The organism is Pseudomonas sp. W4I3 (genome assembly GCF_030816195.1).
Classification (GTDB): Bacteria; Pseudomonadota; Gammaproteobacteria; order Pseudomonadales; family Pseudomonadaceae; genus Aquipseudomonas.
In genome coordinates, this window is sequence record NZ_JAUSXS010000001.1 from 1,311,162 (window position 1) to 1,337,722 (window position 26,561).

Here is a 26,561-nt window from a genome sequence, read left to right on the forward strand (position 1 = left end):
AAGGAGAAAATCTGTCTGCTTGATCAGGAAAGTCGCTTTTTTCGGCTAAATCCGGCGTTGCGTTAAACGCTCGGGCACTTTGCCAGTCCTAGTCCTATAAGCTGTGTCAAAGGCTGTTGCCCAGCCAGTCGTATTCAGGAGTTTTGTGCAATGACGCGCACTCGCAAAATCGTCGCCTGGAGCTGCGCCAGCTTCGTTCTGTTAATTGCCATCGTGGTACTGGTTCTGGTGTTCTTCGACTGGAACCGCATCAAGCCGCCCCTCAATGCCAAGGTCTCCGAAGAGCTGCACCGCCCGTTCGCCATCAATGGCAACCTGGCGGTGGTGTGGCAGCGTGAGCCCGACGAAGGCGGCTGGCGGGCCTGGGTGCCATGGCCGCATGTGATCGCCGAAGACCTGAGCCTGGGTAACCCCGACTGGTCCAAGCAACCGCAGATGGTCACGCTCAAGAAAGTCGAACTGCGTATTTCGCCCTTGGCGTTGCTGGCGCAGCGCGTGGTCATCCCGCGTATCGACCTCACCGAACCGAGCGCCGACCTGCAGCGCCTGGCCGACGGCCGGGCCAACTGGACCTTCACATTCGACCCCAAGGATCCCGACGCCGAGCCGTCCAGCTGGTTGGTGGATATCGGCGCCATCGGCTTCGACAAAGGCCACGTCACCCTTGACGACCAGACCCTCAAGACCCGCCTCGATGTGATCATCGACCCACTGGGCAAACCGATTCCCTTCGGTGAAATCGTCGGTGACGCCGATGCCAAAAAGGCCCTGGAGAAAGGCTCCGCGCCGCAAGACTATGCGTTCGGCCTCAAGGTCAAAGGCCAGTACCACGGTCAGGCGCTCGCCGGCACCGGCAAGATCGGCGGCCTGCTCGCCTTGCAGGATGCGGCCAAGCCGTTCCCGCTGCAGGCTCAGGTCAAGATCGCCGACACCAGCATCGCCCTGGCCGGCACCCTTACCGACCCGCTTAACCTCGGCGCTCTGGACCTGCGCCTTAAGCTCGCCGGTGCAAGCCTGGGCAATCTCTACCCGCTGACCGGCGTCACGCTGCCGGATTCGCCGGCGTATTCAACCGACGGCCATTTGATCGCCAAGCTGCATGAAGCCAGTGGCGCGTCTTTTCGCTACGACAACTTCAACGGCAAGATCGGCAACAGCGACATCCACGGCAACCTGGCCTATGTTGCCAGCCAGCCGCGGCCCAAGCTCAGCGGCGCGCTGGTGTCCAACCAACTGTTGATGGATGACCTGGCGCCCCTGATCGGCGCCGACTCCAACGCCAAACAGAAAGCCCGAGGCGGTGAAAGCAAGCAACCGGCCACCAAGGTGTTACCGGTTGAAGAGTTTCGCACCGAGCGCTGGCGCGATATGGATGCCGACGTGGAATTCACCGGCAAACGCATCGTGCACAGCGCCGAGCTGCCCTTCACCGACCTCTATACCCACCTGGTGCTCAACGACGGCGAGCTGAGCCTTGAGCCTCTGCGCTTCGGCGTGGCCGGCGGTAAGCTCGATGCGCAAATCCGCTTGAATGGCCGCACCACACCGATGGAAGGTCGGGCGAAACTCACGGCGCGCAACTTCAAGCTCAAACAGCTGTTCCCGACCTTCGAGCCGATGAAAACCAGCTTTGGTGAGCTCAACGGCGACGCCGATATTTCCGGGCGCGGCAACTCCGTGGCGGCGCTGCTGGGCACCTCCAACGGTGACCTGAAGATGCTGATCAACGACGGCGCCATCAGCCGTGGCCTGATGGAAATCGCTGGCCTCAACGTGGGCAACTACGTGGTGGGGCGTCTGTTTGGCGACAAGGAAGTGAAGATCAACTGCGCGGCGGCGGACTTCGGTATCAAGACGGGTCTGGCGACCACGCGCTTGTTCGTGTTCGATACCGAGAACGCGATCATCTACGTCGATGGCACGGCGAATATGGCGACCGAGCAGTTGGACCTGACCATTACGCCGGAGTCCAAGGGCTTCCGTCTGTTCTCCCTGCGTTCACCGTTGTATGTGAACGGTCCGTTCATCAAGCCCAACGCCGGGGTCAAAGCCATTCCCCTGGCGCTGCGCGGGGCGGGCATGGTCGCACTGGGTGTGATCGCCGGCCCGGCTGCTGGGTTGCTCGCACTGGTCGCGCCAAGTGGCGGCGAGCCCAATGAGTGCGCACCGTTGCTGCAACAGATGAAAGAAGGCAAGGCGCCGAAGACCGTCAAAGGCTAACTGGCAATACGCAAAACCAAATGTGGGAGGGGGCTTGCCCCCGATAGCGGTGTATCAGCCAAACACTCTTTGACTGAGATACCGCTATCGGGAGCAAGCCCCCTCCCACATGGGTATTGCGGTGTTGCGGGTTACAGGTCCTGCAGGATATCCGCCATGTCGTCGGCGTGTTCTTCTTCCTGGGCCAGGATGTCTTCGAAGATGCGACGGGTAGTCGGATCTTTGTCGCCGATGTACTGGATGATCTCGCGATAGCTGTCCACCGCGATCCGCTCGGCCACCAGGTCTTCGTAGACCATTTCCTTGAGCGAGTTGCCCGCCACGTATTGGGCGTGGGAGTTCTTCGACAACAGGTCGGGGTTGAACTCCGGCTCGCCGCCCAGCTGCACGATGCGCTCGGCGAGTTTATCGGCGTGTTCGGCTTCCTGGGTGGCGTGCTCCAGGAACTCATCGGCGGCGACGCTGGCTTTCAGGCCGCTGGCCATGAAGTAGTGACGCTTGTAGCGCAACACACAGACCAGTTCGGTGGCCAATGCTTCGTTGAGCAGGCGAATGATTTCTTCGCGGTCGGCGTCATAGCCTTCGGTCACGGCACCGTTTTCGACGTTCTGGCGGGCGCGGATGCGCAGGGTCGCAACGTCAGTCAAGTGTGCTTCAGTCATCTCAATCTCCTGGGGCTAATCCGGTTATACGTCACACTCTGCCGGCGTGATCGCTTAAGGTTGTGAGTCCCGCAGGAGGCGAAAAGTTTTATCGGATTTAACAGGATGTGTCAGCAGAGCGCCTGACCGGTGTCGTCCAGCGTTCCGACAGGATCACCCCGCCCAGGGTCAGCAACCCACCCACCACGTGATACAGCGCCAGCTCTTCCTTGAGCACCACCGCTGCAATCAGCGCTGTAATCAACGGCAGTAAGTTGAAAAACAGCGTAGTGCGGCTTGGGCCCAGGGCTTTCACCGAATGCATCCACGCCAGCGGCGCCAGCATCGACGCCAGCAGGCACGCATACAACACCAGCGGAATGTTCGCCCAGCCCAGGCCGGCCTTGGCGGAGAACAGGAACAGCGGCAACAGCACCACCACCGCCACCAGCACCTGCAGGTACAGCAGCACCAACGGCGGCAGGCGCAGCTGCCATTTTTTCAACAAAGTGCTGTAGACCGCGTAGGCCAGGGTGGCGACCAGCATCATGCCGTCACCCAGATTGACCCCATGTTGCAGCAACGTACCCAGGCTGCCGGATGACACCACCACCACCACGCCGGCAAACGACAGCACCGCGCCCGTCAGCGCGCCAAAGGTCAGGCGCTGGCCCAGGCTGATGATGGCGGCGGTCAGTGCCATCAACGGCATCAGCGAGAGAATGATGCCCATGTTGGTGGCGCTGGTCAGCGTGGCCGCGTAATAGGCCAGGCTCTGGTACACGGCCATGCCCAGCACGCCGAGGATGAAGATCTTGCCCAGGTTGGGGCGGATCAGCGGCCAGTTGGCGATCACCGGCTTGAGCATGAACGGGGTAAACAGCAGCGCCGCGAACAGCCAGCGATAAAAGCCGATTTCAGCGGGGAAGATCGAACCCACCGCCAGCTTATTGACCACGGTGTTGCCGGCCCAGATAAAAATGGCCAGCAGGGGATACGCGTATTGCATCGAAAACAGTCCAGTGTGTTGATGAGGCGGGATTATCCCTTGTCTGGATCGAAGCCTATACTGCGATCCAGACAACCCGCCGCTGAATCCAGACAATATGTCCAGACACACCGTACGCCTGCCCGATTTTGCCAGCCTGCAAAGCCCCGTGTACTTCCGTTACTCCGACTTCGCCCCGGACACCGAATGCACACCGCACCAGCACGCCTGGGGTTCGCTGGACTATTCAGCCAGTGGGGTGATGCGCATGGAAGTGGCCGGCAGCCGTTTCATGTCGCCGCCGCAGTACGCGGTGTGGGTGCCGCCGCATACCGAGCACAGTTCCTACAATGCCGAGGCGATCGTCTACCACTCGGTGGGCCTGGCGCCGCAGCTTTGCGAGCAACTGCCTCGGCAGCCTTGCACCCTGGCGATCAGTGACATCCTCAAGGCCATCCTCAAGGATTTTGCCCTGCGTGACGTCAATCAGCCGCAGACCGACGCCGATATCCGCCTGGCCCAGGTGCTGGTGGACCAACTCAAGCAGGCGCCGATCCACGATGGCTTCCTGCCTTACGCGCGCCATCCCGGCCTGCTCGGTGTATTGGAAGGCATGCAGGCCGAACCTGGCGACAATCGCCCGCTGGCGCAATGGGCCGAACAGGTGCATGTCAGCGAGCGCACCCTGGCGCGTCAGTTCGTGCGTGAGCTGGGCATGAGCTTTGGTGAGTGGCGCCAGCGCCTGCGCTACCTGGCGGCCATCGAAGCCCTCGACAGCGAGCGCAGCGTGCAACATGTGGCGTTTGACCTGGGCTACAGCAGCGCCTCTGCGTTTATCGCGATGTTCCAGCGCCACGCTGGCTGCACGCCGGAGCACTACCGCCGTGCGAATATTCGTGGCCGGTGAAGTTGTAACTGGTTTTGACTACACTGCCCTGTAGGCCGTGCCCCTCGGCGCGGTAACAGGGAGAAAACTCCATGAAGATGCTGCGTATTCCGTTGTTGATGATGGGCCTGCTGCTGTGTTCCCAGGGTTTTGCCGCCACCGCCCAGCAAAACAAGATGACCACCTGCAATGCCGAAGCCTCCACCAAGACTCTCAAGGGCGACGACCGCAAGGCTTTCATGAAGACGTGCCTGTCGGCCCCAGCGGCCAATGACGCCAAAACCCTGACCCCGCAGCAGCAGAAAATGAAAGATTGCAATGCGTCGGCAAAAACCAAGGCGTTGGCTGGCGATGCGCGTAAAACCTTCATGAGCACCTGCCTGAAGAATTGATAGCCCCAGGCCATAGAGGCTGAGACACTCGCACACAGCCCCCTGTAGGAGCGAGCTTGCTCGCGAAGAACTCAATTACCCCGCGTTTATTCAGAATAAACGCGTTATCGTTGGCGACCTTCGCGAGCATGCTCGCTCCTACACATCCTTTAATACCGTTCGTTTTGAGGCTGTATGCCAACGTTTTCTCAGCGTCATGTGTTGTTGCTGGCCAGCTACATCATTATTTTCGGCGGATTGCTGCTGGTACTGCCGCTGAAGTTGCTGCCCAGCCTGCTGGCCGGCCTGTTGGTCTATGAACTGGTCAACATGCTCACCCCCCAACTGCAACGGCTGATCGAAGGGCGGCGTGCGCGCTGGCTGGCGGTGGCCCTGCTTGGCACCCTGATCGTCAGCGTGCTCACGCTGATCTTTGCTGGCGCCATCAGCTTCCTGCTTCACGAAGCGGAAAATCCCGGCGCCTCGCTGGATAAATTCATGCACGTAGTCGACCGCGCACGCGGCCAGTTACCGCCGTCCATCGATGCCTACCTGCCCGCCAGCGCCGCCGAATTTCGCGTGGCCATCGGCGACTGGCTGAGCAAGCACCTGAGCGAGCTGCAACTGGTCGGCAAAGACGCCGCGCATATGTTCGTCACCCTGCTGATCGGCATGGTGCTCGGCGCAATCATCGCCCTGCAGCGCGTGCCCGACCTGACCAAGCGCAAACCCCTGGCCGCGGCGTTGTTCGACCGCCTGCACCTGCTGGTCCAGGCGTTTCGCAATATCGTCTTCGCCCAGATAAAAATCGCCGCGCTCAACACCGCCTTCACCGCCGTGTTCCTCGCCGTGGTGCTGCCGCTGTGCGGCATTCACCTGCCGTTGACCAAAACCCTGATCGTGCTGACCTTCCTGCTCGGCCTGCTGCCGGTGATCGGCAACCTGATGTCCAACACCCTGATCACGATTGTCGCGTTGTCGCTGTCGATCTGGGTCGCGGTGGCGGCGCTGGGGTATCTGATCGTGATCCACAAGGTCGAGTACTTCCTCAACGCGCGCATCGTGGGTGGGCAGATCAGTGCCAAGTCATGGGAATTGCTGCTGGCGATGCTGGTATTCGAGGCCGCGTTCGGCTTGCCGGGGGTAGTGGCGGGGCCGATTTACTATGCGTATTTGAAGAGTGAGCTGAAGCTGGGCGGGATGGTTTAGGTTTTGTGTTGCCTGGGCTGACGCCATCGGGAGCAAGCCCCCTCCCACATTTTTGAATGTATTCACAAATCAAAATGTGGGAGGGGGCTTGCTCCCGATGGGGGCGCCGCAGATTCAAGTTACAACTCAGTTGCCGTAACGTTTGCTCGCCTCGATCGCCAACCCGCTGCCGATACTGCCGAAGATATTGCCTTCCACATGCCGCGCGTTCGGCAGCATCGCCGAGATGCTGTGGCGCAGCGCGGGGATGCCGCTGGAGCCGCCGGTGAAGAACACCGTGTCCACCTGGGCCACGCCCACCGATGCGTCATTGAGCAACTGGGTAACGCTGCCGCGTATGCGTTCCAGCAGCCCGTCGATGGCTGACTCGAACAGCGTGCGGCTCAATTCCACGCTCAATCCAGACTCAACCCGGTCCAGCAACACCAGGCGGCTGTCTTCGTGGGTCAGCTGGATCTTGGTTTCTTCGACTTCCATCGCCAGCCAGTGCCCGGCACGCTGTTCGATCAGTTTGAACAGGCGGTCGATGCCGCCGGTGTCTTCGATGTCATAGCGCATGCTGCCCAGGGCCAGCTGGGATTTTTGCGAGTACACCGAGTTGATGGTGTGCCAGGTAGCCAGGTTCATGTGGTGACTGGTGGGCATGTAGGCGCCGCTTTTCATGCGACTGCCGTAGCCGAACAGCGGCATCATGCCTTGCAGGCTGAGCTGTTTGTCGAAGTCGGTACCGCCGATGTGCACGCCGCCGGTTGCGAGGATGTCGCTCTGGCGGTTGTCGTTATGACGGCGATCCGGCGACAGGCGTACCAGGGAGAAGTCGGACGTACCGCCGCCGATGTCGACGATCAGCACCAGCTCTTCCTTCTCGATGGTCGACTCGTAGTCGAACGCGGCGGCAATCGGTTCGTACTGGAACGAGATGTCCTTGAAGCCGATCTTGCGGGCCACATCGACCAGGGTGTTTTCCGCTTCCTGGTCGGCCATCGGGTCGTCATCGACAAAAAACACCGGGCGCCCCAGCACCACTTCTTCGAACTCGCGGCCAGCGGTGGCTTCGGCACGGCTCTTGAGCTGGCCGATGAACAGCGCCAGCAGGTCGGTGAACGGCATTGCGGTGCCCAGCACGCTGGTGTCGTGCTTGATCAGCTTGGAGCCCAACAGGCTCTTGAGCGAGCGCATCAAGCGGCCTTCGTAGTTTTCCAGGTATTCGTGCAACGCCAGGCGACCGTACACCGGGCGGCGTTCCTCGAAGTTGAAGAAAACCACCGACGGCAGGGTGATCTTGTCGTCCTCCAGCGCGATAAGCGTCTCCTCGCCGGGGCGGATCCAGCCGACTGTGGAGTTGGACGTGCCGAAGTCGATGCCGCAGGCACGGGCTGGGGATGGGTTTTTCATGTCTATCGGGTTCCGGTCGAAAAACGGCCGCGCAGTGTATGCCAGTCGACGCCGGATGCGTAGGCCGACCATCTGTTAAATCGTGCTTGAAAGCGCGGGATTTGCCCCCACATCTTGTGCATACGGCAAGTGCCGATAACACTTTGACGCACCCCAGGGCGCAAGACTCAACACGTGCAAAGCAGCGCACTTTGTGTCCGGGCTGTGCGATCTCGATTAAGGATGGTGAACCACCGATGGATTTCAAAGACTACTACAAGATTCTGGGTGTCGAGCCGAGCGCCGACGACAAGGAAATCAAAGCCGCCTATCGCAAGCTCGCGCGTAAATATCACCCGGACGTGAGTAAGGAAAAAGACGCCGAAGCCAAGTTCAAGGACGCGTCCGAAGCCTATGAAGCGCTCAAGAGTGCCGACAAGCGCGCCGAGTACGACGAGCTGCGCAAGTATGGCCAGCATGGCCAGCCGTTCCAGGGGCCACCGGGGTGGCAGAGCCGTGGCGGCTTTGGCGGTGGTGCGGGCACTGAGGATTTCTCGGACTTCTTCAGCTCCATCTTCGGCTCGCGCAGCGACGGATTTGGCGGCGGCCAGCGTCGCCCCGCCGGGCGCAAGGGCCAGGACGTGGAGATGCAGTTGTCGGTGTCCCTTGAGGAGACGCTGTCCACGGAGTCCAAGCAGATCAGCTTCCAGGTGCCTCAATACGACGCCTCGGGCCGGCATGTCAGCAACACCACCAAGAACCTGAACGTGAAGATCCCGGCCGGTGTCGCCGACGGTGAGCGCATTCGCCTCAAGGGCCAGGGCGCTCCCGGCATTGGCGGGGGGGCCAACGGTGATCTGTATTTGATGATCAAGTTTGCGCCCCATGCCAGGTTCGAGGTGGATGGCGAAAACCTGATCATCAACCTGCCGCTCGCGCCGTGGGAATTGGCGCTGGGCGCGGAAGTCACGGTGCCTACGCTGACCGGCAAGATCAACCTCAAGGTGCCGGCCGGCAGCCAGAACGGCCAACGCTTGCGCGCCAAGGGCCACGGGTTGCTGAACAAAGCCGGGCAACGCGGCTACTTGTTCGTGCAACTCAAAGCGGTCATGCCCAAACAGGCCGACGACGAGACCATCGCGTTGTGGCAGGCATTGGCGAAAAAGGCCAACTTCAACCCTCGCGAAAACTTCTAAGCGAGCCGGTGCGGGGGCTGGCTAAGCGATATTTGTAGGAGCGAGCTTGTAGCGGTCCAGTTTTTTTGGACCATTCTGTAGGAGTATTAGGCCGCCAGCTTTTCAAAAATGGCTGGCGGCAGGTTGTTCGAGGCAGAGTGACAGCGTCGATGGTTGTAATGAGCAATGAAGTCCATCACGTCCCGCTCTGCTTCGAAGTGAGTTGAGTAACCATTTTCAGGTGACCAATCGTGTTTTTGCGATCTGAAATAGCGCTCCACAACCGCATTGTCCCAACAGTTCCCGCGCCGACTCATGCTCTGCACGATCTGCTTTTCAGCCAAGTAGCTGACGAAGCGCTCAGCTGTGTATTGGCATCCCTGGTCCGAGTGAAACACCAGCTCGGAGGAAGGTCGACGCAGCCCCACAGCAAGTCGTAAAGCCTGCAATGAAAGCTCGGTATCAGCCGTCCTTGAAAATGCCCAACCAACGATTCTGCGCGAAAAAAGATCCATCACAATGGCTAGATACAACCAACTGCCACCGACACGGATATAGGTAATATCTCCCGCCCAGAACGTGTTGGGTTGTTCCGGATTAAAGCGTCGCTCCAGTACATTGGGCGCGATGTTGGACACTTTGGTGGCTCGCCGATAGTGCGCATACTGGGCCCGACGTCTCACCAGGCCCAAACTCTTCATCAAGCTGCGCATACGATGGCGCCCGACCACTACGCCCTGTGTTTTCAGGACTTTTGTAAACCCACGACTGCCCAGCGCTCCGCGATGCTCTCGGTGTAATAGCCGGATTTTCTTTTCCAGTTGGGGCTCAATTCTGCGCTCAGGTTTGGGCTGGCGCATCGCGTAATAGCTGCTGCGAGGCACGCCCAGCAAGCGGCATAGACGTCGCACCGACAGCTTTTTTGTGGCGCCCTCAATCATTTTCTTCGGCCAAACAGCACCTTTAGATGAGAGGGCAACTGCTTTTTTAGGACATCGTTCTCGGCTTCCAGCAACGCCAACCTGGCCTGCAGCGAATCAATCAGATCCTGATCCTGAGGACGCGTCGTTTGCGCTGCTCCTACCTGCTCCTTGCGCCATCGCGAAACCCAGCGTCGCAGCGCCGTCGGCCCCACACCCGTTTGCTCGCACGCCTTAGGCACTGAGTAGTTCAACTCAACGACCAGACGAATCGCTTCGGCTTTTTCTTCGGCTGTAACGATCCGAAATCCCATGACGCTTCCTTAGGTTGATACTCCTACATCATGGTCCATAAATATTGAGCCACAACAGCTTGCTCGCGAAGCACTCAAGGTCACCGCGTTTATTCAGAAATAACGCGTTGTCTGGGCGTTTTTCGCGAGCAGGCTCGCTCCTACAGTGAGGCGGTTGTCAGAACAGGAAATATCGCTGCGCCATTGGCAGCACGTCGGCGGGTTCGCACCATAGCAACACGCCGTCAGCCTTGACCTGATACGTCTGCGGGTCCACCTCGATATCCGGCAGGTAGTCGTTGTGGATCAGGTCGGTTTTCTGCACATCACGGCACCCCTTGACCACGGCAATCTGCTTTTTCAAACCCAGCGCCTCGGGCAGGCCGGCGTCCTGTGCCGCCTGGCTGATAAAGGTCAGGCTGGTGGCATGCAGCGAGCTGCCGAAGCTGGCGAACATCGGTCGGTAGTGCACCGGCTGCGGCGTCGGGATCGAGGCGTTGGCGTCCCCCATCAGGCTCGAGGCAATCGCGCCGCCCTTGAGGATCAGCGTCGGCTTGATCCCGAAAAACGCCGGGCGCCACAACACAAGATCCGCCCATTTGCCGACTTCGATGGAACCGACGATGTGGCTGATGCCATGGGTGATCGCCGGGTTGATGGTGTACTTGGCGATATAGCGCTTGGCGCGGAAGTTATCGTTGCCCGCGCCATCACCCGGCAGCGGGCCGCGCTGTTTTTTCATCTTGTCGGCGGTCTGCCAGGTGCGCGTGATCACTTCGCCGACGCGGCCCATGGCCTGGCTGTCGGAGCTGATCATCGAGAACGCGCCGAGGTCGTGGAGGATGTCTTCGGCGGCGATGGTTTCGCGGCGGATGCGGCTTTCGGCGAAGGCCACGTCTTCGGCAATGCTCGGGTCCAGGTGATGGCAGACCATCAGCATGTCCAGGTGTTCATCGATGGTGTTGCGGGTGAACGGCCGCGTCGGGTTGGTGGAGCTGGGCAGCACGTTGGCAAAGCCGCAGGCCTTGATGATGTCTGGTGCATGGCCGCCACCGGCGCCTTCGGTGTGGTAGGTGTGAATGGTGCGGCCCTTGAGCGCGGCGAGGGTGGTTTCGACGAAGCCGGATTCGTTGAGGGTGTCGCTGTGGATCGCTACCTGCACGTCGTATTCATCGGCGACGCTCAGGCAGTTATCGATGCTGGCGGGCGTGGTGCCCCAGTCTTCGTGCAGCTTCAAACCGATGGCGCCGGCCTTGACCTGCTCCACCAACGGCTGCGGCAAGCTGGCGTTGCCCTTGCCGGTAAACCCAATGTTCATCGGGAACGAATCGCTGGCCTGCAGCATGCGCGCCAGGTGCCATGGGCCTGAGGTGCAGGTGGTGGCGTTGGTGCCGGTGGCCGGGCCGGTGCCGCCGCCGATCATGGTGGTGACGCCGCTGGTCAGCGCCTCTTCGATCTGCTGCGGGCAGATGAAATGCACATGGGAGTCGATGCCGCCGGCGGTGAGGATCATGCCTTCACCGGCGATCACTTCGGTGCTGGCGCCGATGGCCATGGTCACGCCGGGCTGGATGTCGGGGTTGCCGGCTTTGCCGATGGCGTGGATGCGGCCGTTCTTCAGGCCGACATCGGCCTTGACGATGCCCCAGTGGTCGATGATCAGCGCGTTGGTGATCAGGGTGTCGACCACTTCATGGGCGAGCAACTGGCTCTGGCCCTGGCCGTCACGGATCACCTTGCCGCCACCGAATTTGACTTCTTCGCCATAGACGGTGAAGTCCTTTTCGACTTCGACGAACAGCTCGGTGTCGGCCAGGCGCACCTTGTCGCCCACGGTGGGGCCGTACATGTCAGCGTAGGCTTGGCGGGTGATTTTCATCTGTGTGCACCTGATAAATATGTGTTGAATGTGAGACCGCTATCGGGGGCAAGCCCCCTCCCACCTTTGATCTGTGAACACGGCCAAATGTGGGAGGGGGCTTGCCCCCGATGAGGCCCTAAAGGTCGCCCATGACCCGCCCGGCAAACCCGAACACCCGGCGCCCACCGCTCAAGTCCACCAGCTCGACCTCCCGACTCTGCCCCGGCTCGAACCGCACCGCCGTGCCCGCCGGAATATTCAAACGCATGCCACGGCTGGCGGCGCGGTCAAACTCCAGTGCGTCGTTGGTCTCGAAAAAATGATAGTGCGAGCCCACCTGGATCGGCCGGTCGCCGCTGTTGGCCACGCTCAGGCTGACGGTACGCCGGCCGACATTCAGTTCGATCTCGCCAGGCTGGATCTGGTATTGGCCAGGAATCATGCAGGTTGCCCCAGGGTCTTGAAGTAGATAGCGGTCGGGCTGTAGCGCCCGTCCGGGCTTTGGCAGTAGTCGGGCAACTCCCCAACCTTGGTGTAGCGCAGCGATTGGTAGAAGGCCTCGGCGTCGGAGCCGGCTTCGGTGTCCAGGTACAGCAAGCCGCGCTTGTGCTGGCGCGCGGCGAGCTCCAGGGCATTCATCAATTGCTGGCCCAGGCCGTGGCGCCGCGCACTGCTGTGCACCAACAGTTTTTGCACCTCGGCGCGGTTCAGGCCGTTGGCTTTCTGGCACAGCGCCAACTGCACGCTGGCGACCACCTGTTCATCGCGCACCACCACCCACAGCAGCAGGCTGGCCTCTTCGATGCCGGCCTGCACGCCGGTCAAATACTCGCGCGCCTGTACCTCATCGAAGTCGGCCATGAAGCCGACCGAGGCGCCATTCCGGACCGCGTCCAGCAACAGCTCGATCAAGCCGAGGCGGTAATGGGCAAAGCTTTCAGCATTGACTCGACGCAGTTGCGCAGCGCTCATCGATCTCACTCCTTGGGCGGTTCGGCGCCCGGATTCAAGGCCAGTTGCATAAAGGTCAGGTCGAGCCAGCGGCCGAACTTGATACCCACTTGCGGCATCTGCCCGGTGGTGATGAAACCCAGGCGTTCGTGCAGGCGGATCGAGGCAAGATTGCCGCTTTCGATAGCCGCGACCATCACATGCTTGTCGCCGCTGCGCGCGCGTTCGATCAGGGCCGCCATCAAGCGCGGGCCGAGGCCCTTGCCGCGCTGGTCGTTGCGCACGTACACCGAGTGTTCGACGCTGTAGCGGAAACCTTCGAAGGGCCGCCAGTCGCCGAATGAGGCATAGCCGGTGACCTCAGCGTTTTCCACGGCCACCAGGATTGGATAGCCCTGCGCCTGGCGTGCGTTGAACCAGGCTTGGCGGTTCGCCAGGTCCACCGGCTGTTCGTTCCAGATCGCGGTGGTATTCAGGACGGCGTCGTTGTAGATGTCGCGGATCGCCGGCAGGTCGTGTTCGGTTGCATCACGAATCATGGCCTTGCCTCAAGCGATGGGCTGGTGGACGGTGACCAGCTTGGTGCCGTCCGGGAAGGTGGCTTCCACCTGGATATCCGGGATCATTTCGGGGATGCCCTCCATCACCTGTTCACGGCTGAGCAGGGTGGTGCCGTAGTGCATCAGGTCAGCCACGGTACGACCATCGCGAGCGCCTTCCATCAGCGCGGCGGAAATATAGGCGATGGTCTCCGGGTAGTTGAGCTTCACACCCCGCGCCAGGCGGCGTTCAGCCACCAGGCCTGCGGTGAAGATCAGCAGTTTGTCTTTTTCCCGTGGGGTCAGGTCCATGGTTCAAGGTCCTTCAAACAACATTCATAAAAACACTGAAGATCCCTGTGGGAGGGGGCTTGCCCCCGATAGCGGTGGGTCAGTAGCAGATGCATTGCCTGACACTCAGCTATCGGGGGCAAGCCCCCTCCCACAGTTTGATCGTCATGTGCTCCAGATTCGTGGTGCGACTGCTTTGCGGCCAAGCAGCGTAGGGCGCAAAAGTCGCCATAAATCAATCAACCAACCCCGCGCCTGCAGCGCTTCACTGGCCAGGCAGCGCGCGACCAGCAAACCGGGCAGTTGGGTCAAGTCGCCGCGCACCGCGTGGGGCAGTGAGCGACAGTGTTCCAGCAATTGAGCGTCAATTTCACCGGTCACCAGCAAAGTGGCAAACACCGGTTGCCCATCCAGCCCGATAGGCGAATCCAGCAGCCCATCGCCGCCCACAATGCGCTGGCGTTCGTGCCAGAGCAACTGGCCGTCGCGCCGGATATCCAGTTTTGATTGAAAGTGGCCGAGGTCGAAGCGCTCGTCACTGGCCGGGCGCCCGAGGGCGACCACGTCCCAGTAGAACAACCGCGCGTCGCCGTGCAGTTCGATGCGCGTGGTCAGTTCGGCCTGGGCGGCGCTGAACGCAATGGTTTCCTGGGGCAGCCACTCCAGCGTCGCACCGGCTTGCACGGTCAGCTCAAGCTGCTGGAACGCAGGGCCGCTGGCGCGGTACCACTTGGCCGCGCCGGGGCTGGTCAATTGGGCCCAGGCGCCCTCGGCCACCTGCGCGCTGATGTCGAGGCGATCGCCGCCGGCGATGCCGCCGGGCGGGTGCACGATGATGTGCTGGCACACCTCGGGGCCTTCGGCGTACAGGTGTTTTTGCACGCGCAGCGGGCCGAGGTGGCGGCGCAGCACCGGGCGTGTGGTGTCGCCGAAACGCGCGTAGCCGAGTTCCAGCTTGGCGTGCCAGCTGGGGGTGAACAGGGCAGGGGTAACGGGCAGGTTCATGTTTTTTTGCTTATCGTTAGGACGCTACAGATTAGATGGTTACAAGACCGCGCACACCTTCGCTTTCCATATTTTCACCTCGGCCCTGCTGCACGATTTCGCCCCGAGACATCACCAGGTACTGGTCGGCCAGTTCCGCGGCGAAGTCGTAGAACTGCTCCACCAGCAGGATTGCCATATCGCCGCGTGCCGCGAGTTTCTTGATCACGGCGCCGATCTCCTTGATCACCGACGGCTGGATGCCTTCGGTGGGTTCATCGAGAATCAGCAACCGCGGGCGGCTCGCCAGAGCGCGGCCGATGGCCAACTGTTGCTGCTGGCCGCCGGACAAGTCGCCGCCGCGCCGGTGTTTCATCTGCAGCAGCACCGGGAACAGTTCGTAGATAAAGGCGGGCACTTCCTTGGCTTCGGAGCCGGGGAAACGCGAAAGGCCCATCAGCAGGTTTTCTTCCACCGTCAGCCTTGCGAAAATTTCCCGGCCCTGAGGCACGTAGGCGATGCCTGCATGCACGCGCTGGTGCGGCTTGAAGCCGGTGATCGGCTTGCCCTCCCAATTCACCGCGCCTTCCTTGGCCGGCAGCAGGCCCATCAGGCACTTGAGCAGGGTGGTCTTGCCCACGCCGTTACGCCCGAGCAGGCAGGTGACTTCGCCGATTTTCACGTCAAACGACAGCCCGCGCAGGATGTGGCTACCGCCGTAATATTGGTGCAGCTTGTCGACTTGCAGCATTCTCAAAACCTCCTCAATCCCCTGTAGGAGCGGGCTTGCTCGCGAAAAACCTGAGGGCGCCGCGTGCATTCAGAATGCCCGCGTTATCGTTGACGATCTTCGCGAGCAAGCTCGCTCCTACAGGAAAACCACCTTAGCGACCGAGGTACACCTCGATCACGCGCTCATTTTCCTGCACCTGCTCCAGCGACCCTTCCGCCAGCACGCTGCCCTGATGCAACACGGTGACGTGGTCGGCAATCGAGCCGACAAAGCCCATGTCATGCTCCACCACCATCAGCGAATGCTTGCCCGCCAGGCCCTTGAACAGTTCGGCGGTGAATTCGGTTTCGGCGTCGGTCATGCCGGCCACCGGTTCGTCCAGCAGCAACAGTTGTGGGTCTTGCATCAACAGCATGCCGATCTCCAGAAACTGCTTCTGGCCGTGGGACAGCAACCCGGCCGGGCGCTGTACCGAGGCGGTGAGGCGGATGGTGTTCAGCACCTCGTCGATGCGGTCTTTCTGCTCGCCGCTCAAACGCGCCCGCAGGCTGGCCCATACGGACTTGTCGGTTTTCTGCGCCAGCTCAAGGTTTTCGAACACGCTGAGGGCTTCGAACACCGTGGGTTTCTGGAACTTGCGGCCAATGCCGGCCTGGGCGATCTGCACTTCGCTCATGCCGGTCAAGTCCAGCGTCTCGCCGAACCAGGCTTTGCCATGGCTGGGCCGGGTCTTGCCGGTGATCACGTCCATCAACGTGGTCTTGCCCGCGCCATTGGGGCCGATGATGCAGCGCAGTTCGCCGACGCCGATGTAGAGGTTGAGGTCGTTCAACGCCTTGAAACCATCGAAGCTGACGCTGATGTCCTCCAGGGTCAGGATGGTGCCGTGGCGAGTGTTCAGGCCTTTGCCCGCGGCCTGGCCGATACCGATGGCCTCGCGACCGCTGCCCGCGTCGAAAATAGGTTCAAGCATGACGTTCCTCATTTCTTCAGCAGGCCGATAACGCCCTTGGGCAGGTACAGGGTGACGATGATGAACAGCGCCCCGAGGAAGAACAGCCAGTATTCCGGGAAAGCCACGGTGAACCAGCTCTTCATGCCATTGACCACGCCGGCGCCGAGCAACGGGCCGATCAAGGTGCCACGCCCGCCCAGGGCCACCCAGACGGCGGCTTCGATGGAGTTGGTCGGGGACATTTCGCTGGGGTTGATGATGCCCACCTGCGGCACATACAACGCCCCCGCCAAGCCGCACAGCACCGCGCTCAATACCCACACGAACAGCTTGAAGCCACGCGGGTCGTAGCCGCAGAACATCAGGCGGTTTTCCGCGTCCCGCAGGGCGGTGAGCACCCGCCCGAATTTGCTGCGGGCCAGGCGCCAGCCGATGTACAGGCTCGCCACCAGCAGCAGCACCGTGGCCACGAACAGCACCGCGCGGGTGCCAGGTTCAGTGATGCCAAAGCCCAGGATGCTGCGAAAGTTGGTGAAGCCGTTGTTGCCGCCAAACCCGGTCTCGTTGCGAAAGAACAGCAGCATGCCGGCGAAGGTCAGGGCCTGGGTCATGATCGAGAAATACACACCCTTGATCCGCGAGCGGAAGGCGAAGAAACCGAACACCAGGGCCAGCAGCCCCGGCGCCAGCACTACTAGGCACAGCGCCCACCAGAAGTGTTGGGTGCCCGCCCAGTACCAGGGCAATTCGGTCCACGACAAAAACGTCATGAACGCCGGCAACGCATCGCCGGAGGCCTGGCGCATCAGGTACATGCCCATCGCATAACCGCCCAGGGCGAAGAACAGCCCATGGCCCAGGGACAGCATCCCTGCGTAGCCCCACACCAGATCGAGCGCCAGGGCGACGATGGCATAGCAGAGGATCTTGCCGACCAGCGTCAAGGTATAGGCCGAAATGTGAAACACGTTTTCCGCCGGCAACAGCGACAGCAACGGCAGCGCCAGCAGCACCACAAGCAGGAGCGCGCCGACGGCAATCGTCACCTTTGGGCCGGCTTTCTGCGTGGCCGTAAGCATCAATGGCTGGTTCATCAGTCGATCACCCGTCCTTTCAGTGCGAAGAGTCCTTGCGGGCGTTTCTGGATAAACAGAATGATCAGCGCGAGGATCAGGATCTTGCCGAGCACGGCGCCGATCTGCGGTTCGAGAATCTTGTTGGCGATGCCCAGGCCGAAGGCCGCCGTGACGCTGCCGGCAAGCTGGCCTACACCGCCCAGCACCACCACCAGGAACGAGTCGATGATGTAGCTCTGGCCCAGGTCCGGGCCGACGTTGCCGATCTGGCTCAGGGCGACGCCGCCCAGCCCCGCGATGCCGGAACCCAGGCCAAAGGCGAGCATGTCCACCCGCCCGGTGGGCACACCGCAGCAGGCGGCCATGTTGCGGTTCTGCGTGACGGCGCGCACGTTCAGGCCCAGGCGCGTCTTGTTCAGCAGCAGCCAGGTCAGCACCACCACGAACAGCGCAAAGGCGATGATCACGATGCGGTTGTACGGCAGCACTAGGTTAGGCAATACCTGAATGCCACCGGAGAGCCAGGCGGGGTTGGACACTTCGACGTTCTGCGCACCGAACACCAACCGCACCAGTTGGATCAGCATCAGGCTGATGCCCCAGGTGGCGAGCAGGGTTTCCAGCGGGCGGCCATACAGGTGACGAATCACCGTACGCTCCAGCGCCATGCCGATGGCGGCCGTGACAAAGAACGCCACCGGCAGCGCGATCAGCGGGTAGAACTCAATCGCCTGAGGCACGTAGCGCTGCATCAGCATTTGCACCACGTAGGTGGAGTAAGCACCGAGCATCAGCATCTCGCCGTGGGCCATATTGATTACGCCGAGCAGGCCGAAGGTGATCGCCAGGCCCAGGGCCGCAAGCAGCAGGATCGAACCCAGCGACATGCCGCTGAAGGCCTGGCCGAGAATCTCACCGACCATCAACTTGCGTTTGACCTGGGCCAGGCTGGTTTCGGCGGCGGTGTGCACGGTGGCATCGGTTTCGACGCCGGGCGCAAGCAAGGTTTCCAGGCGGGTGCGGGCCAGCGGGTCGCCGGTGTTGCCGAGCAGGCGCACGGCGGCGAGGCGCACCACTGGGTCGGTATCGACCAGTTGCAGGTTGGCCAGGGCCAGGCTGAGGGCGCTGTGCACATCCTCATCGGTCTCGGTGGCGACCTGCTGGTCGAGGAATTTCAGTTGGGCCGGCACTGCCGTTTTTTGCAGGGTGCGCGCGGCATCAAGGCGCACCTTGGGGTCAGCCGCGAGCAACTGCTGGCTGGCCTGCACATTGTCGATCAGGCCGCGCAGACGGTTGTTCAGGCGCAGGGTCTTGGTTTCGCCGTTGAGCGTGAGCTGACCTTGTTGCAGCGCGTCCACCAGCTCGATACGCGCAGGATCTGGCTGGGCGGCCCAGTCCTGGAGGAGCTTGGCTTGCTGCGCCGGGTTGGCGTTGATGAAGTCTTCGGCATCGCCTGCATAGACCGCCAACGGCAGCAACAGCAGCAATGCCAATAAATAGCGATTGAGGGCAGTGGGCATAAACAAATGTCCTAGTCATGCGCGGACAGTGTGGGAGGGAGCAAGCCCCCTCCCACATTTGGCCTGTGGTGGGGCTTAGTTGCTCTTCACGGCGTAGTCCGGCTTTTTGTCATTGCCAGGGATGTACGGGCTCCACGGCTGTGCGCGGATCGGCTCATTGGTTTGCCATACAACGGAGAACTGCCCGTCGGCCTGGATCTCACCGATCATCACCGGCTTGTGCAGGTGGTGGTTGGTCTTGTCCATGGTCAGGGTGAAGCCGGACGGTGCGGCAAAGGTCTGGCCGGCCAGCGCTTCACGCACTTTGTCGACGTCGGTGGACTTGGCCTTCTCCGCCGCCTGCGCCCACATGTGGATGCCCACGTAGGTGGCTTCCATCGGGTCGTTGGTCACCGCTTTGTCTGCGCCCGGCAGGTTGTGTTTCTTGGCGTAGGCTTTCCAGTCGGCCACAAACTTCTGGTTCACCGGGTTCTCCACCGACTGGAAGTAGTTCCAGGCCGCGAGGTTGCCCACCAGCGGCTTGGTGTCGATGCCGCGCAGTTCTTCTTCGCCCACCGAGAAGGCCACCACCGGTACATCGGTCGCCTTCAGGCCCTGGTTGGCCAGTTCCTTGTAGAACGGCACGTTGGAGTCGCCATTCACGGTGGAGACCACCGCGGTCTTGCCGCCAGCGGAGAACTTCTTGATGTTGGCGACGATGGTCTGGTAATCGCTGTGACCGAACGGGGTGTAGACCTCTTCGATGTCCTTGTCCGCCACGCCTTTGGAATGCAAGAACGAACGCAGGATCTTGTTGGTGGTGCGCGGGTACACGTAGTCGGTGCCGAGCAGGAAGAAGCGCTTGGCGCCGCCGCCTTCTTCGCTCATCAGGTATTCCACCGCCGGGATCGCTTGCTGGTTAGGCGCCGCACCGGTATAGAACACGTTGGGCGACATCTCTTCGCCTTCGTATTGCACCGGGTAGAACAGCAGGCCGTTGAGTTCCTCGAACACCGGCAACACGGATTTGCGCGACACCGAGGTCCAGCAGCCGAACACCACGGCGACCTTGTCCTGGGTCAGCAGCTGGCGACCTTTCTCGGCGAACAGCGGCCAGTTGGATGCGGGGTCGACCACCACCGGCTCGAGCATCTTGCCGTTCACACCGCCCTTGGCGTTGATCTCGTCGATGGTCATCAGCGCCATGTCTTTGAGCGAGGTTTCGGAGATGGCCATGGTCCCGGACAACGAGTGCAGGATGCCGACCTTGATGGTCTCGGCGGCCTGGACGGTCCAGGTCAAGCCCATGGCGGCAATGGATGCCGACAAAGTGAAAGCCTTGATCAAGCTGCGACGCTTCATGGTGCGATCTCCGTAAAACCGATAGTTTTTGTTGGGCAGATACACACGACTTTGCAAAGGCTGTGCCTGCTACGCGAGGCGCGGGATTACAGGCGGTTCAGCGAGGCGAATCGGCACCGTGGCGCACCAGGATGGCGCCACGTTCCGTTGCTGAGTGCACGGCAAGCTTCAAAACAGGGCGTTGCGCACCAGGCCGTGCCGGCAGTGCGCAATTCGGTATTAGGCGGTGACGCCGACCCGTGACAACAGCACGCGGTCCAGCACCCACACCACCACCAACGAGGCGCCCACCAGCGGGAAAATGATCGCCAACGCGAGCATGATCGCCATCGCGGTCTTCCACCTGGGCAGGTCATGACGCAACGGCGGCACACCCAGCCCGCCCTGTGGCCGACGCTTCCACCAGATCACCACGCCGCTCACCGCACTGAGCAGAATCATCAGGCAGATCACCAGCACGATCAGTTGGTTGACCCAGCCGAACATCTTGCCTTCGTGCAGCATCACCCCGGTTTCGGTGGCACGTGCGACGCCGTTGTAATGCTCCCAACGCACGTCGGCGAGCACCTTGCCGGTGTACTGGTCCACATGCAGCGTGGCGTCGTTGCGAGGGTCGTTGGCGAATACGGCGATGGTGAACACGCCGGTGGCGGTGGTGGGGAAGGTGATGCTGTAGCCGGGTTCGACCTTGCGCGCAGTGGCCAGGTCGACCACCTGTTGCAGGTTGATGCCGGGCGCGGCGGGGCCCGCGTGCATGGCGCCGTGGTTCATGTGTTCGGCATGGTCGCCGGACATCGGCATCGGCGTATTTTCCATGGCCCAGGGCACCGTTTGCTGGCTGGCGGTATTGAGGGTGCGCGCCTGTTGGTCCGATTGCGGCACGTTGTTCCACATCGCCGCCGGGAAGGTGTTCCACAGGTCGGCGTATTGCTTGCCCCAGAAACCCGTCCAGGTCATGCCGCTGAGCAGCATCACCAGCAGGAACGCCGCGCCCCAGAAACCGGCGACAGCATGCAGGTCACGCCAGAGCAAGCGGCCTCGGCTGTTCAAGCGTGGCCATAACACCCCCGCCGGGGACCGCCCGCGCGGCCACCACAGGTACAGGCCGGACACCACCAGCATCACGCCCCAACCGGCGGCGAGTTCAATCAGGCGATCTCCGGTGGTGCCGATCATCAGTTCGCCATGCAGGGCGCGAGCGATGGCTTGCAGGTTGTCCTCGGCGTCCTGTTCGCCGAGCACGGTGCCGCGATACGGGTCGACGAATACGTTGATTTCGCGGCCCTGCTGCTGCATCACGAACTGCGCACTGCTGGTGGCGTCGGCGGGTGGCAGGTATTTGCTGATCGCGGCCTGGGGGTAGGCGGCCTTGGCCCGTTGCAACTGCTCGTCGGCACTCAGTGCGTGCTCGGCTGCGGGTACTTTCAGCAGCTCGCCATACATCAGCGGGTCGAGCTGGGGTTTGAACAGGTAAATGATGCCGGTCAGGGCCAGCAGCACCATGAACGGGGCGACGAAGAGCCCGGCGTAGAAGTGCCAGCGCCAGGCCAGGTTGTAGAAGGAAACTGTTTGAGTGCTCATCGGGTGCTCCGCAAGGCTTTTGATTTATCTGTGTCAGTTACACCGCTATCGGGGGCAAGCCCCCTCCCACATTGGAGCGCATTCCAAATGTGGGAGAGGGCTTGCTCCCGATGCTCCTAGAAGCTCATGTCCACCTTGGTCCAGAGCGTGCGCCCCGGCTCATTGATAGCCTGCGGGTCGTTCGCCGGGTAGCCAAACCCGGCGTTGCCGGCCAGGTTCAAATGCTCGGCGTAAGCCTTGCCGAACACGTTGTCGACACCGGTACTGACCTTGAAGTTTTTATTGATTCGGTACGCGGCGTTCAGCGAGAACACGCCAAAGCCACTGCTGGTGTCGTAATCCTTGCCCACCACGTTGCCTTTGTTCGGGTCGATGCGGTTCTGCGCCGCGACCACGCGCCACAAGGCGCCGGCGCTCCAGTCATCTTCGCTGTAGGTCAGGCCGAACCGCGCATCCAGCGGCGGCATCTGCGGCAGGGCCTTGCCGTCGCTGCTGTTTTTGCCCCAGGCGTAGGCGAGGCTGGCGTCGGCTTTCCAGTGTTGCGTCAGCTTGTAGGCCGCGCCCAGTTCGCCGCCCATGATGCGAGCGTCGACATTACGCGCCTGGGAGGTGGTGCCCATCATCCCCGGCCGGTAGTCGAACAGGATGAAGTCGCGCACCTGGCCGACGTAACCTGAGACCCAGGCTTCCAGGTCGGCGCTTTTATATTGCGCACCGAAGTCCAGCTGGGTGGTCTTCTCGGGCTTTACGCCGTCGAAGGCGTTCACCGATCCGACCGCGCCGGTGTTGGGGGAAAACAACTCCCAGTAATCCGGGAAGCGCTCGGCGTGGCCCAGGCCCGCATACAGCGTGGTGGGGGTGTCCGCCAGATCGTGCTCGTAGCGTACAAAGCCGGACGGCAGGGTATCGGCGCGGGTGTCACCGGCGGTGGGGTTGGGGCGCGACATCATTGCCGACCCGGTGCGTTGGCGAAAATCCTTGGCTGAGGCACGGTCCAGACGCGCACCGGTGATCAGGCGGTCGCGGTCGGCGGCGTACCAGGTCAGCTCGCCGAACACGCCGTAGTTATGGAAGTTGGCGTCCTTGTCGCGGGGCAGGTCCTTGTAGGTGTCGACGCCCATGCTGCTGCGCGCGCGGTGTTCGTTGGTCTGCGCATCGAGGCCGCCGATCAGTTGCACATCGGCCCAGCGCCAGGTCGCCTTGATCCGGGCACCCAGGGTGCGGCGGTCGACGTTGGACGCCATCGGTCCGGCCATCATCCCGGTGCCGGATGGCACGCGCAGGCTGTAGTTGTCCATCACGTGGTCGGCGTAGTTGTAGTAGACCTGAGCCTCGACCTTGTCCAGCACCTCGCCGAGGTTGGACTTCTCGAAGCGCAGCCCCAGGCTCTCGCGCAGGAACTGCGAGCCGTCCATGCCGCGCCCGGCGTAACGCGCCTCGCCATCGCCACGGCCGGCGGTGAGTTCCAGCAGGGTATCCGCGTCGGGGGTGAAGCCTAAGGCAACGTCGCCATTCCATTTGTCGTAGCGCGAAGCGACGGTGTCGTGGTTGCCGTCTCTGTAATCGTCGGCATGGGCCTGGTTGCCGATCACCCGCACGTAGCCCAATGGCCCGCCGGCAGCCGCGTCGATGACCTTGTCGAAGCGGCCGTTGGAGCCGGCCAGCACACTGGCGTTGACCCGCGTGCCCAGCTCACCGAACTGCTCCGGCTCACGCTCGAACAGGACGGTGCCGGCTGAGGCACCGGGGCCCCACAGTACGGTTTGCGGGCCCTTGATCACGGTGAGCTTGTCGTAGGTTTCCGGCGAGATGTACGAGGTGGGCGCATCCATCCGGCCGGGGCAGGCGCCGAGCATCATGCCGCCGTTGGTGAGGATATTCAGGCGCGAGCCGAACATGCCGCGCAGCACCGGGTCGCCATTGGTGCCGCCGTTGCGTACCAGGGCGAAGCCGGGGATGGTCTTGAGGTAGTCGCCACCATCGCTGGCGGGCACCGGCTGGCGTGGGTCTTTCGGGTGGGTGACAACGGTGAGGGGCGAGCTGGGGGCAATCGCCGTGATCACCGTGGGGCTCAATTCGTGTTCGTCCGCGTGAGCGCAGGGGGCAAGCAGTGCGCCGCACAGTACGGCGAACACCGGGGCAGCGCCCAAGCGGGTGTCGGCAGGAAACCTGGACATGACAAATTCCATCAATCAATCGTAAACAACACGGCCAGCAGCCTGCGGCTGTCTGTCTAAAGTCGGCCGGAGTGAAGTAACGCGATGAAGTGCTTACGAGGCGATGGGCGGCGCGCGGCTGCGGGCGCCGGGGAAGATGTTTTGCCGGGCATGGCCCAGGCGCGGCGCGCAGGGCAGGGCGTTGGCGGGCGGCGGGGCGTCGAGGCTGATAAAAGACGCGCCGCCGGGCAGGGCCGGGCAACTGAAGAGCAGGCTGCAATAGCCGCACTTTTCCCAGAGAACGTGGTGCTCGTCGGGGGCTTTGGTGGGTGTGGGCTCGCCATGGCAGCTGGGCATGTCCATCGACATACCGGCGTGATGGTCCATCGGCATCGCTTGGGAAATCAGCGGACCGATAAAGATCATCAGCATGGCGAACAGGCTGATCCAACTGCCGCGCATCAGGCGCGGGCGTTGAGACAACCTGGCGCGAGGGGCGCCCATCTAGGTGGGCCTACTGGGCGTGCTGATGCTCGTGGGCGGCCATCGGCGGCGTCTTCTGGACCGACACGTTCACTTGGACCTTGCCGGCCTTTTCAAAGGTCAGGGTCAGCGGGAACTGCTTGCCGTCGGCCAGCAGGCTGCGGTCTTTGAGGCCCAGCAGCATCACGTGGTAAGCCATTGGTGCGAAGGTCAGCTCGCCCTTGGCCGGCACGGCGACGCTGGGCACTTGTTGCATCTTCATCAGGTCGCCTTGCATCACATGCTCGTGCAATTCGGCTTTTTCAGCGACGCTGGTTTCAACGCCGAGCAGGCGGTCCTCGGCAGCGCCGGTGTTATGAATCACGAAATACGCCGCAACGGTGGGCGCATTCGGCGGCAACTCCTGGGACCAGGGATCGCTGACCAGCAGGTCACCGGCCTTGTAGTCATCGGCATTGGCGGCACTGAACACCGGCAGCAGCAACGCCGCCAGCAGCAGGGAAGATTTAAGCATGGCAGTTCTCCAGAACGGGTCTAAAACGCAGTTCACTTGCGAAGAAGATCAAACCGTTGGAGAGGCGCGGGGATTGAGGCTCGGCCATTGCTGGCGTGGTGTGGGATTTTGCAAGGCAGGCGCGGGCAGGCTGCGCAGTGCTTCGAGCCGCGTGACATACAACTGCGGCACATGCCCCGGCAACGCCAGCAACTGCGCGGAGCCCGAGCAACACCAACAATGCTGCATGGCGGAATGATCATCTTGCGGCGCCGGAACCTCCAGCTTGCCCAGGGCGATCGTCTTCAGGCTGGCGCCGTTGGAAGAACAAAAACTGCCCCACATCAGCCGCTTGACCGGGTCATCCGTCTGCTGCATCGCACTGGCCAACGGCATGGCAAACGCATTGAACAGCACTGCAAGGCAGGCGATCCAGGCAATTGCAAAGCGTTGACGGGCCATGGCGGATAATCCGTGGGGTTAATCGATCAGACGGGTATTTAGCCTGATCGAGGGGGATAAGTAAAAAGCGGCGGTGTGGTTTGGTGTCGCAGTGCTGGGTTTGAGGATAGACGGGGAATCGAGGGGGCGCCGATCAACAAGGCAGCACAGGTCCAATGTGGGAGGGGGCTTGCCCCCGATAGCTGAGTGTCAATCAGCCCATGTATGGCTGACACGTACCCATCGGGGGCAAGCCCCCTCCCACATTTGGATTGTGTTTGGCTATGAAGTGGCGTTGAGCCTGCGAGTTGCGCGGGCAATGTCGGCTTGCGCCATTTTGATCAATGAACCATCGCCTGGGTCTTCTTCAATGCAGGCTTCGAGGAAAGCATCCATATCTTCTTGTGTTTGAAGATGGTCCGCAGTGTCGAAATTTGTGAATTTTTGATCGTTCCCACGCGTGGGAACGATCAAACAGAAATTTCCGACAAGGATTTGAGGTTGTCCCTAGGACACTCAATCTCTAGGCTCCGTACACCGCTGCAAACGCAGCGGACGGGCGTCGCGGCCCGGATTCCTATGGACGCTGAGCGTCATCGTCTGCTTTCAGTTGGCGCTGTTTTATCGTCTACTATGCAGCGCTATGGCGGCTGTGCGCGGGATACCCTCGGGTATGCCGGGTTTCCTTAGGACCGGTCCGCGAACCTGCGTACAGCTGCCACCCCATCGCGTCGCGGCGATCAATGGCAGCTCCACTTTCCTAAGGAGCTCCACCATGATCAAACCCACCCCCAATCCCCCCATCCGGCTGTTCACCGTGGCCGACGGCATCAGCACCGAAGACCTGCTGGTCAACCTCAGCGAAACACTTGCCTCGGCCAATGCGCTGAGTTGCGACCTGGCCTTTGACCTGGAAGGATCGAAAAGAGAGGAGTTGCTGGGCGTCGCGCAGTTGATTGAGCTTGCCCAGTTGTTAGCCGAACGGGCTCATGATGGTGTCGGGCAGGCTACAGCGGCAGGCAGCTGATAACCCAGTCCAAATGTGGGAGGGGGCTTGCTCCCGATAGCAGTGGATCAGC

28 protein-coding genes are annotated in these 26,561 nt (G+C 61.7%); 6 read left to right on the top strand and 22 right to left on the bottom strand.

The annotated features are described in order from the left end of the window. The first annotated feature begins 150 nt into the window (after window positions 1–150). Window positions 151–2,220 (top strand): AsmA family protein, encoded by a 2,070-nt coding sequence (locus QF045_RS05780; RefSeq protein ID WP_306491406.1) that lies wholly within the window; start codon window positions 151–153, stop codon window positions 2,218–2,220. Between the two features lie 131 nt (window positions 2,221–2,351). Here QF045_RS05780 and QF045_RS05785 read toward each other — a convergent pair whose 3' ends face one another. Together QF045_RS05785 and QF045_RS05790 are read right to left on the bottom strand one after the other, a co-directional pair. Next, window positions 2,352–2,882 carry a bacterioferritin gene (locus QF045_RS05785; protein ID WP_306491407.1) on the bottom strand — a complete coding sequence of 177 codons (531 nt, stop codon included), beginning with the start codon at window positions 2,880–2,882 and terminating at the stop codon, window positions 2,352–2,354. A gap of 97 nt (window positions 2,883–2,979) precedes the next feature. Further along, window positions 2,980–3,870, bottom strand: coding sequence for a DMT family transporter (locus tag QF045_RS05790; RefSeq protein ID WP_306491408.1), 891 nt, complete (start codon window positions 3,868–3,870; stop codon window positions 2,980–2,982). A 97-nt stretch (window positions 3,871–3,967) separates the two neighbouring features. Between QF045_RS05790 and QF045_RS05795 the strand changes: the two genes are divergently transcribed. The 3 genes from QF045_RS05795 (at window position 3,968) to QF045_RS05805 (ending at window position 6,315) form a co-directional block, all read left to right on the top strand. Next, the gene (locus QF045_RS05795; RefSeq protein ID WP_306491409.1) at window positions 3,968–4,756 is read left to right on the top strand and encodes a helix-turn-helix transcriptional regulator; all 789 of its coding nucleotides are present in this window, start codon (window positions 3,968–3,970) and stop codon (window positions 4,754–4,756) included. 71 nt (window positions 4,757–4,827) lie between these two features. After that, entirely contained in the window at window positions 4,828–5,127 is a 300-nt protein-coding gene (locus tag QF045_RS05800) for a PsiF family protein (protein WP_124384896.1), read from the top strand. A gap of 174 nt (window positions 5,128–5,301) precedes the next feature. Beyond that, entirely contained in the window at window positions 5,302–6,315 is a 1,014-nt protein-coding gene (locus QF045_RS05805) for an AI-2E family transporter (protein WP_124384897.1), read from the top strand. 126 nt (window positions 6,316–6,441) lie between these two features. Here the strand turns inward: QF045_RS05805 and QF045_RS05810 are convergent, their stop codons facing one another. After that, window positions 6,442–7,710 (bottom strand): Hsp70 family protein, encoded by a 1,269-nt coding sequence (locus tag QF045_RS05810; protein ID WP_306491410.1) that lies wholly within the window; start codon window positions 7,708–7,710, stop codon window positions 6,442–6,444. A gap of 236 nt (window positions 7,711–7,946) precedes the next feature. Here QF045_RS05810 and QF045_RS05815 point away from each other — a divergent pair, with 236 nt between their 5' ends. Continuing rightward, window positions 7,947–8,885 (top strand): DnaJ C-terminal domain-containing protein, encoded by a 939-nt coding sequence (locus tag QF045_RS05815; RefSeq protein WP_306491411.1) that lies wholly within the window; start codon window positions 7,947–7,949, stop codon window positions 8,883–8,885. An 86-nt stretch (window positions 8,886–8,971) separates the two neighbouring features. Here the strand turns inward: QF045_RS05815 and QF045_RS05820 are convergent, their stop codons facing one another. The 19 genes from QF045_RS05820 to QF045_RS05910 form a co-directional block, all read right to left on the bottom strand. Then, the gene (locus tag QF045_RS05820) at window positions 8,972–9,805 is read right to left on the bottom strand and encodes an IS3 family transposase (protein WP_306491412.1); all 834 of its coding nucleotides are present in this window, start codon (window positions 9,803–9,805) and stop codon (window positions 8,972–8,974) included. Further along, the gene (locus QF045_RS05825) at window positions 9,802–10,098 is read right to left on the bottom strand and encodes a transposase (protein ID WP_306491413.1); all 297 of its coding nucleotides are present in this window, start codon (window positions 10,096–10,098) and stop codon (window positions 9,802–9,804) included. The genes QF045_RS05820 and QF045_RS05825 overlap by 4 nt, the downstream gene beginning before the upstream one ends. A 157-nt stretch (window positions 10,099–10,255) precedes the next feature. After that, a complete protein-coding gene (gene ureC, locus QF045_RS05830; protein WP_306491414.1) occupies window positions 10,256–11,956 on the bottom strand; it encodes an urease subunit alpha in 1,701 nt (566 codons plus the stop codon). Window positions 11,957–12,074: 118 nt separating this feature from the next. Then, window positions 12,075–12,380: an urease subunit beta gene (locus QF045_RS05835; RefSeq protein WP_306491415.1), complete on the bottom strand. Its 306-nt coding sequence runs from the start codon at window positions 12,378–12,380 to the stop codon at window positions 12,075–12,077. Continuing rightward, window positions 12,377–12,910, bottom strand: coding sequence for a GNAT family N-acetyltransferase (locus QF045_RS05840; RefSeq protein ID WP_306491416.1), 534 nt, complete (start codon window positions 12,908–12,910; stop codon window positions 12,377–12,379). Before QF045_RS05840 ends, QF045_RS05835 begins: the two co-directional genes overlap by 4 nt. Window positions 12,911–12,915: 5 nt before the next feature. Then, entirely contained in the window at window positions 12,916–13,428 is a 513-nt protein-coding gene (locus QF045_RS05845) for a GNAT family N-acetyltransferase (protein WP_306491417.1), read from the bottom strand. Between the two features lie 9 nt (window positions 13,429–13,437). Beyond that, the gene (gene ureA, locus QF045_RS05850; RefSeq protein ID WP_003171437.1) at window positions 13,438–13,740 is read right to left on the bottom strand and encodes an urease subunit gamma; all 303 of its coding nucleotides are present in this window, start codon (window positions 13,738–13,740) and stop codon (window positions 13,438–13,440) included. A 144-nt stretch (window positions 13,741–13,884) separates the two neighbouring features. After that, window positions 13,885–14,724, bottom strand: a complete 840-nt coding sequence (locus tag QF045_RS05855) for an urease accessory protein UreD (RefSeq protein WP_306491418.1) — start codon at window positions 14,722–14,724, stop codon at window positions 13,885–13,887. A 31-nt stretch (window positions 14,725–14,755) separates the two neighbouring features. After that, a complete protein-coding gene (gene urtE / locus QF045_RS05860) occupies window positions 14,756–15,454 on the bottom strand; it encodes an urea ABC transporter ATP-binding subunit UrtE (RefSeq protein ID WP_306491419.1) in 699 nt (232 codons plus the stop codon). A gap of 133 nt (window positions 15,455–15,587) precedes the next feature. Then, window positions 15,588–16,421, bottom strand: a complete 834-nt coding sequence (gene urtD, locus QF045_RS05865) for an urea ABC transporter ATP-binding protein UrtD (protein ID WP_306491420.1) — start codon at window positions 16,419–16,421, stop codon at window positions 15,588–15,590. After that, window positions 16,418–17,485 carry an urea ABC transporter permease subunit UrtC gene (gene urtC / locus QF045_RS05870; RefSeq protein ID WP_306491421.1) on the bottom strand — a complete coding sequence of 356 codons (1,068 nt, stop codon included), beginning with the start codon at window positions 17,483–17,485 and terminating at the stop codon, window positions 16,418–16,420. The genes urtD and urtC overlap by 4 nt, the downstream gene beginning before the upstream one ends. Then, window positions 17,485–18,987: an urea ABC transporter permease subunit UrtB gene (gene urtB, locus QF045_RS05875; RefSeq protein ID WP_306491422.1), complete on the bottom strand. Its 1,503-nt coding sequence runs from the start codon at window positions 18,985–18,987 to the stop codon at window positions 17,485–17,487. Before urtB ends, urtC begins: the two co-directional genes overlap by 1 nt. Window positions 18,988–19,062: 75 nt before the next feature. After that, a complete protein-coding gene (urtA, locus tag QF045_RS05880) occupies window positions 19,063–20,328 on the bottom strand; it encodes an urea ABC transporter substrate-binding protein (RefSeq protein ID WP_124384909.1) in 1,266 nt (421 codons plus the stop codon). A gap of 219 nt (window positions 20,329–20,547) precedes the next feature. Then, a complete protein-coding gene (locus QF045_RS05885; protein WP_306491423.1) occupies window positions 20,548–21,909 on the bottom strand; it encodes a PepSY domain-containing protein in 1,362 nt (453 codons plus the stop codon). Between the two features lie 116 nt (window positions 21,910–22,025). After that, window positions 22,026–24,086, bottom strand: a complete 2,061-nt coding sequence (locus QF045_RS05890) for a TonB-dependent copper receptor (protein WP_306491424.1) — start codon at window positions 24,084–24,086, stop codon at window positions 22,026–22,028. 93 nt (window positions 24,087–24,179) lie between these two features. Then, window positions 24,180–24,569: a DUF2946 domain-containing protein gene (locus QF045_RS05895; RefSeq protein WP_306491425.1), complete on the bottom strand. Its 390-nt coding sequence runs from the start codon at window positions 24,567–24,569 to the stop codon at window positions 24,180–24,182. Between the two features lie 10 nt (window positions 24,570–24,579). Beyond that, window positions 24,580–25,062, bottom strand: coding sequence for a copper chaperone PCu(A)C (locus tag QF045_RS05900; RefSeq protein ID WP_306491426.1), 483 nt, complete (start codon window positions 25,060–25,062; stop codon window positions 24,580–24,582). A gap of 48 nt (window positions 25,063–25,110) precedes the next feature. Then, window positions 25,111–25,503: a DUF2946 domain-containing protein gene (locus tag QF045_RS05905; protein WP_306491427.1), complete on the bottom strand. Its 393-nt coding sequence runs from the start codon at window positions 25,501–25,503 to the stop codon at window positions 25,111–25,113. A 261-nt stretch (window positions 25,504–25,764) separates the two neighbouring features. Beyond that, on the bottom strand, window positions 25,765–25,956 hold the full coding sequence (locus QF045_RS05910; RefSeq protein WP_306491428.1) for a DNA-binding protein: 192 nt from the start codon (window positions 25,954–25,956) through the stop codon (window positions 25,765–25,767). Between the two features lie 301 nt (window positions 25,957–26,257). Between QF045_RS05910 and QF045_RS05915 the strand changes: the two genes are divergently transcribed. Continuing rightward, on the top strand, window positions 26,258–26,509 hold the full coding sequence (locus QF045_RS05915) for a DUF6124 family protein (RefSeq protein ID WP_306491429.1): 252 nt from the start codon (window positions 26,258–26,260) through the stop codon (window positions 26,507–26,509). Window positions 26,510–26,561: the final 52 nt, after the last annotated feature.

Coding starts and splice junctions, on each gene's coding strand:
- QF045_RS05790 (WP_306491408.1), bottom strand. CDS start 3,870: ATGCAATACGCGTATCCCCTGCTGGCCATTTTTATCTGGGCCGGCAAC.
- QF045_RS05915 (WP_306491429.1), top strand. CDS start 26,258: ATGATCAAACCCACCCCCAATCCCCCCATCCGGCTGTTCACCGTGGCC.
- QF045_RS05840 (WP_306491416.1), bottom strand. CDS start 12,910: ATGAGCGCTGCGCAACTGCGTCGAGTCAATGCTGAAAGCTTTGCCCAT.
- QF045_RS05835 (WP_306491415.1), bottom strand. CDS start 12,380: ATGATTCCTGGCCAATACCAGATCCAGCCTGGCGAGATCGAACTGAAT.
- QF045_RS05895 (WP_306491425.1), bottom strand. CDS start 24,569: ATGGGCGCCCCTCGCGCCAGGTTGTCTCAACGCCCGCGCCTGATGCGC.
- urtC (WP_306491421.1), bottom strand. CDS start 17,485: ATGAACCAGCCATTGATGCTTACGGCCACGCAGAAAGCCGGCCCAAAG.
- QF045_RS05825 (WP_306491413.1), bottom strand. CDS start 10,098: ATGGGATTTCGGATCGTTACAGCCGAAGAAAAAGCCGAAGCGATTCGT.
- QF045_RS05885 (WP_306491423.1), bottom strand. CDS start 21,909: ATGAGCACTCAAACAGTTTCCTTCTACAACCTGGCCTGGCGCTGGCAC.
- QF045_RS05820 (WP_306491412.1), bottom strand. CDS start 9,805: ATGATTGAGGGCGCCACAAAAAAGCTGTCGGTGCGACGTCTATGCCGC.
- ureA (WP_003171437.1), bottom strand. CDS start 13,740: ATGGACCTGACCCCACGGGAAAAAGACAAACTGCTGATCTTCACCGCA.
- urtA (WP_124384909.1), bottom strand. CDS start 20,328: ATGAAGCGTCGCAGCTTGATCAAGGCTTTCACTTTGTCGGCATCCATT.
- QF045_RS05855 (WP_306491418.1), bottom strand. CDS start 14,724: ATGAACCTGCCCGTTACCCCTGCCCTGTTCACCCCCAGCTGGCACGCC.
- ureC (WP_306491414.1), bottom strand. CDS start 11,956: ATGAAAATCACCCGCCAAGCCTACGCTGACATGTACGGCCCCACCGTG.
- QF045_RS05805 (WP_124384897.1), top strand. CDS start 5,302: ATGCCAACGTTTTCTCAGCGTCATGTGTTGTTGCTGGCCAGCTACATC.
- QF045_RS05800 (WP_124384896.1), top strand. CDS start 4,828: ATGAAGATGCTGCGTATTCCGTTGTTGATGATGGGCCTGCTGCTGTGT.
- QF045_RS05780 (WP_306491406.1), top strand. CDS start 151: ATGACGCGCACTCGCAAAATCGTCGCCTGGAGCTGCGCCAGCTTCGTT.
- urtE (WP_306491419.1), bottom strand. CDS start 15,454: ATGCTGCAAGTCGACAAGCTGCACCAATATTACGGCGGTAGCCACATC.
- QF045_RS05905 (WP_306491427.1), bottom strand. CDS start 25,503: ATGGCCCGTCAACGCTTTGCAATTGCCTGGATCGCCTGCCTTGCAGTG.
- QF045_RS05795 (WP_306491409.1), top strand. CDS start 3,968: ATGTCCAGACACACCGTACGCCTGCCCGATTTTGCCAGCCTGCAAAGC.
- urtD (WP_306491420.1), bottom strand. CDS start 16,421: ATGAGGAACGTCATGCTTGAACCTATTTTCGACGCGGGCAGCGGTCGC.
- QF045_RS05815 (WP_306491411.1), top strand. CDS start 7,947: ATGGATTTCAAAGACTACTACAAGATTCTGGGTGTCGAGCCGAGCGCC.
- QF045_RS05845 (WP_306491417.1), bottom strand. CDS start 13,428: ATGATTCGTGATGCAACCGAACACGACCTGCCGGCGATCCGCGACATC.
- QF045_RS05900 (WP_306491426.1), bottom strand. CDS start 25,062: ATGCTTAAATCTTCCCTGCTGCTGGCGGCGTTGCTGCTGCCGGTGTTC.
- QF045_RS05785 (WP_306491407.1), bottom strand. CDS start 2,882: ATGACTGAAGCACACTTGACTGACGTTGCGACCCTGCGCATCCGCGCC.
- urtB (WP_306491422.1), bottom strand. CDS start 18,987: ATGCCCACTGCCCTCAATCGCTATTTATTGGCATTGCTGCTGTTGCTG.
- QF045_RS05890 (WP_306491424.1), bottom strand. CDS start 24,086: ATGTCCAGGTTTCCTGCCGACACCCGCTTGGGCGCTGCCCCGGTGTTC.
- QF045_RS05810 (WP_306491410.1), bottom strand. CDS start 7,710: ATGAAAAACCCATCCCCAGCCCGTGCCTGCGGCATCGACTTCGGCACG.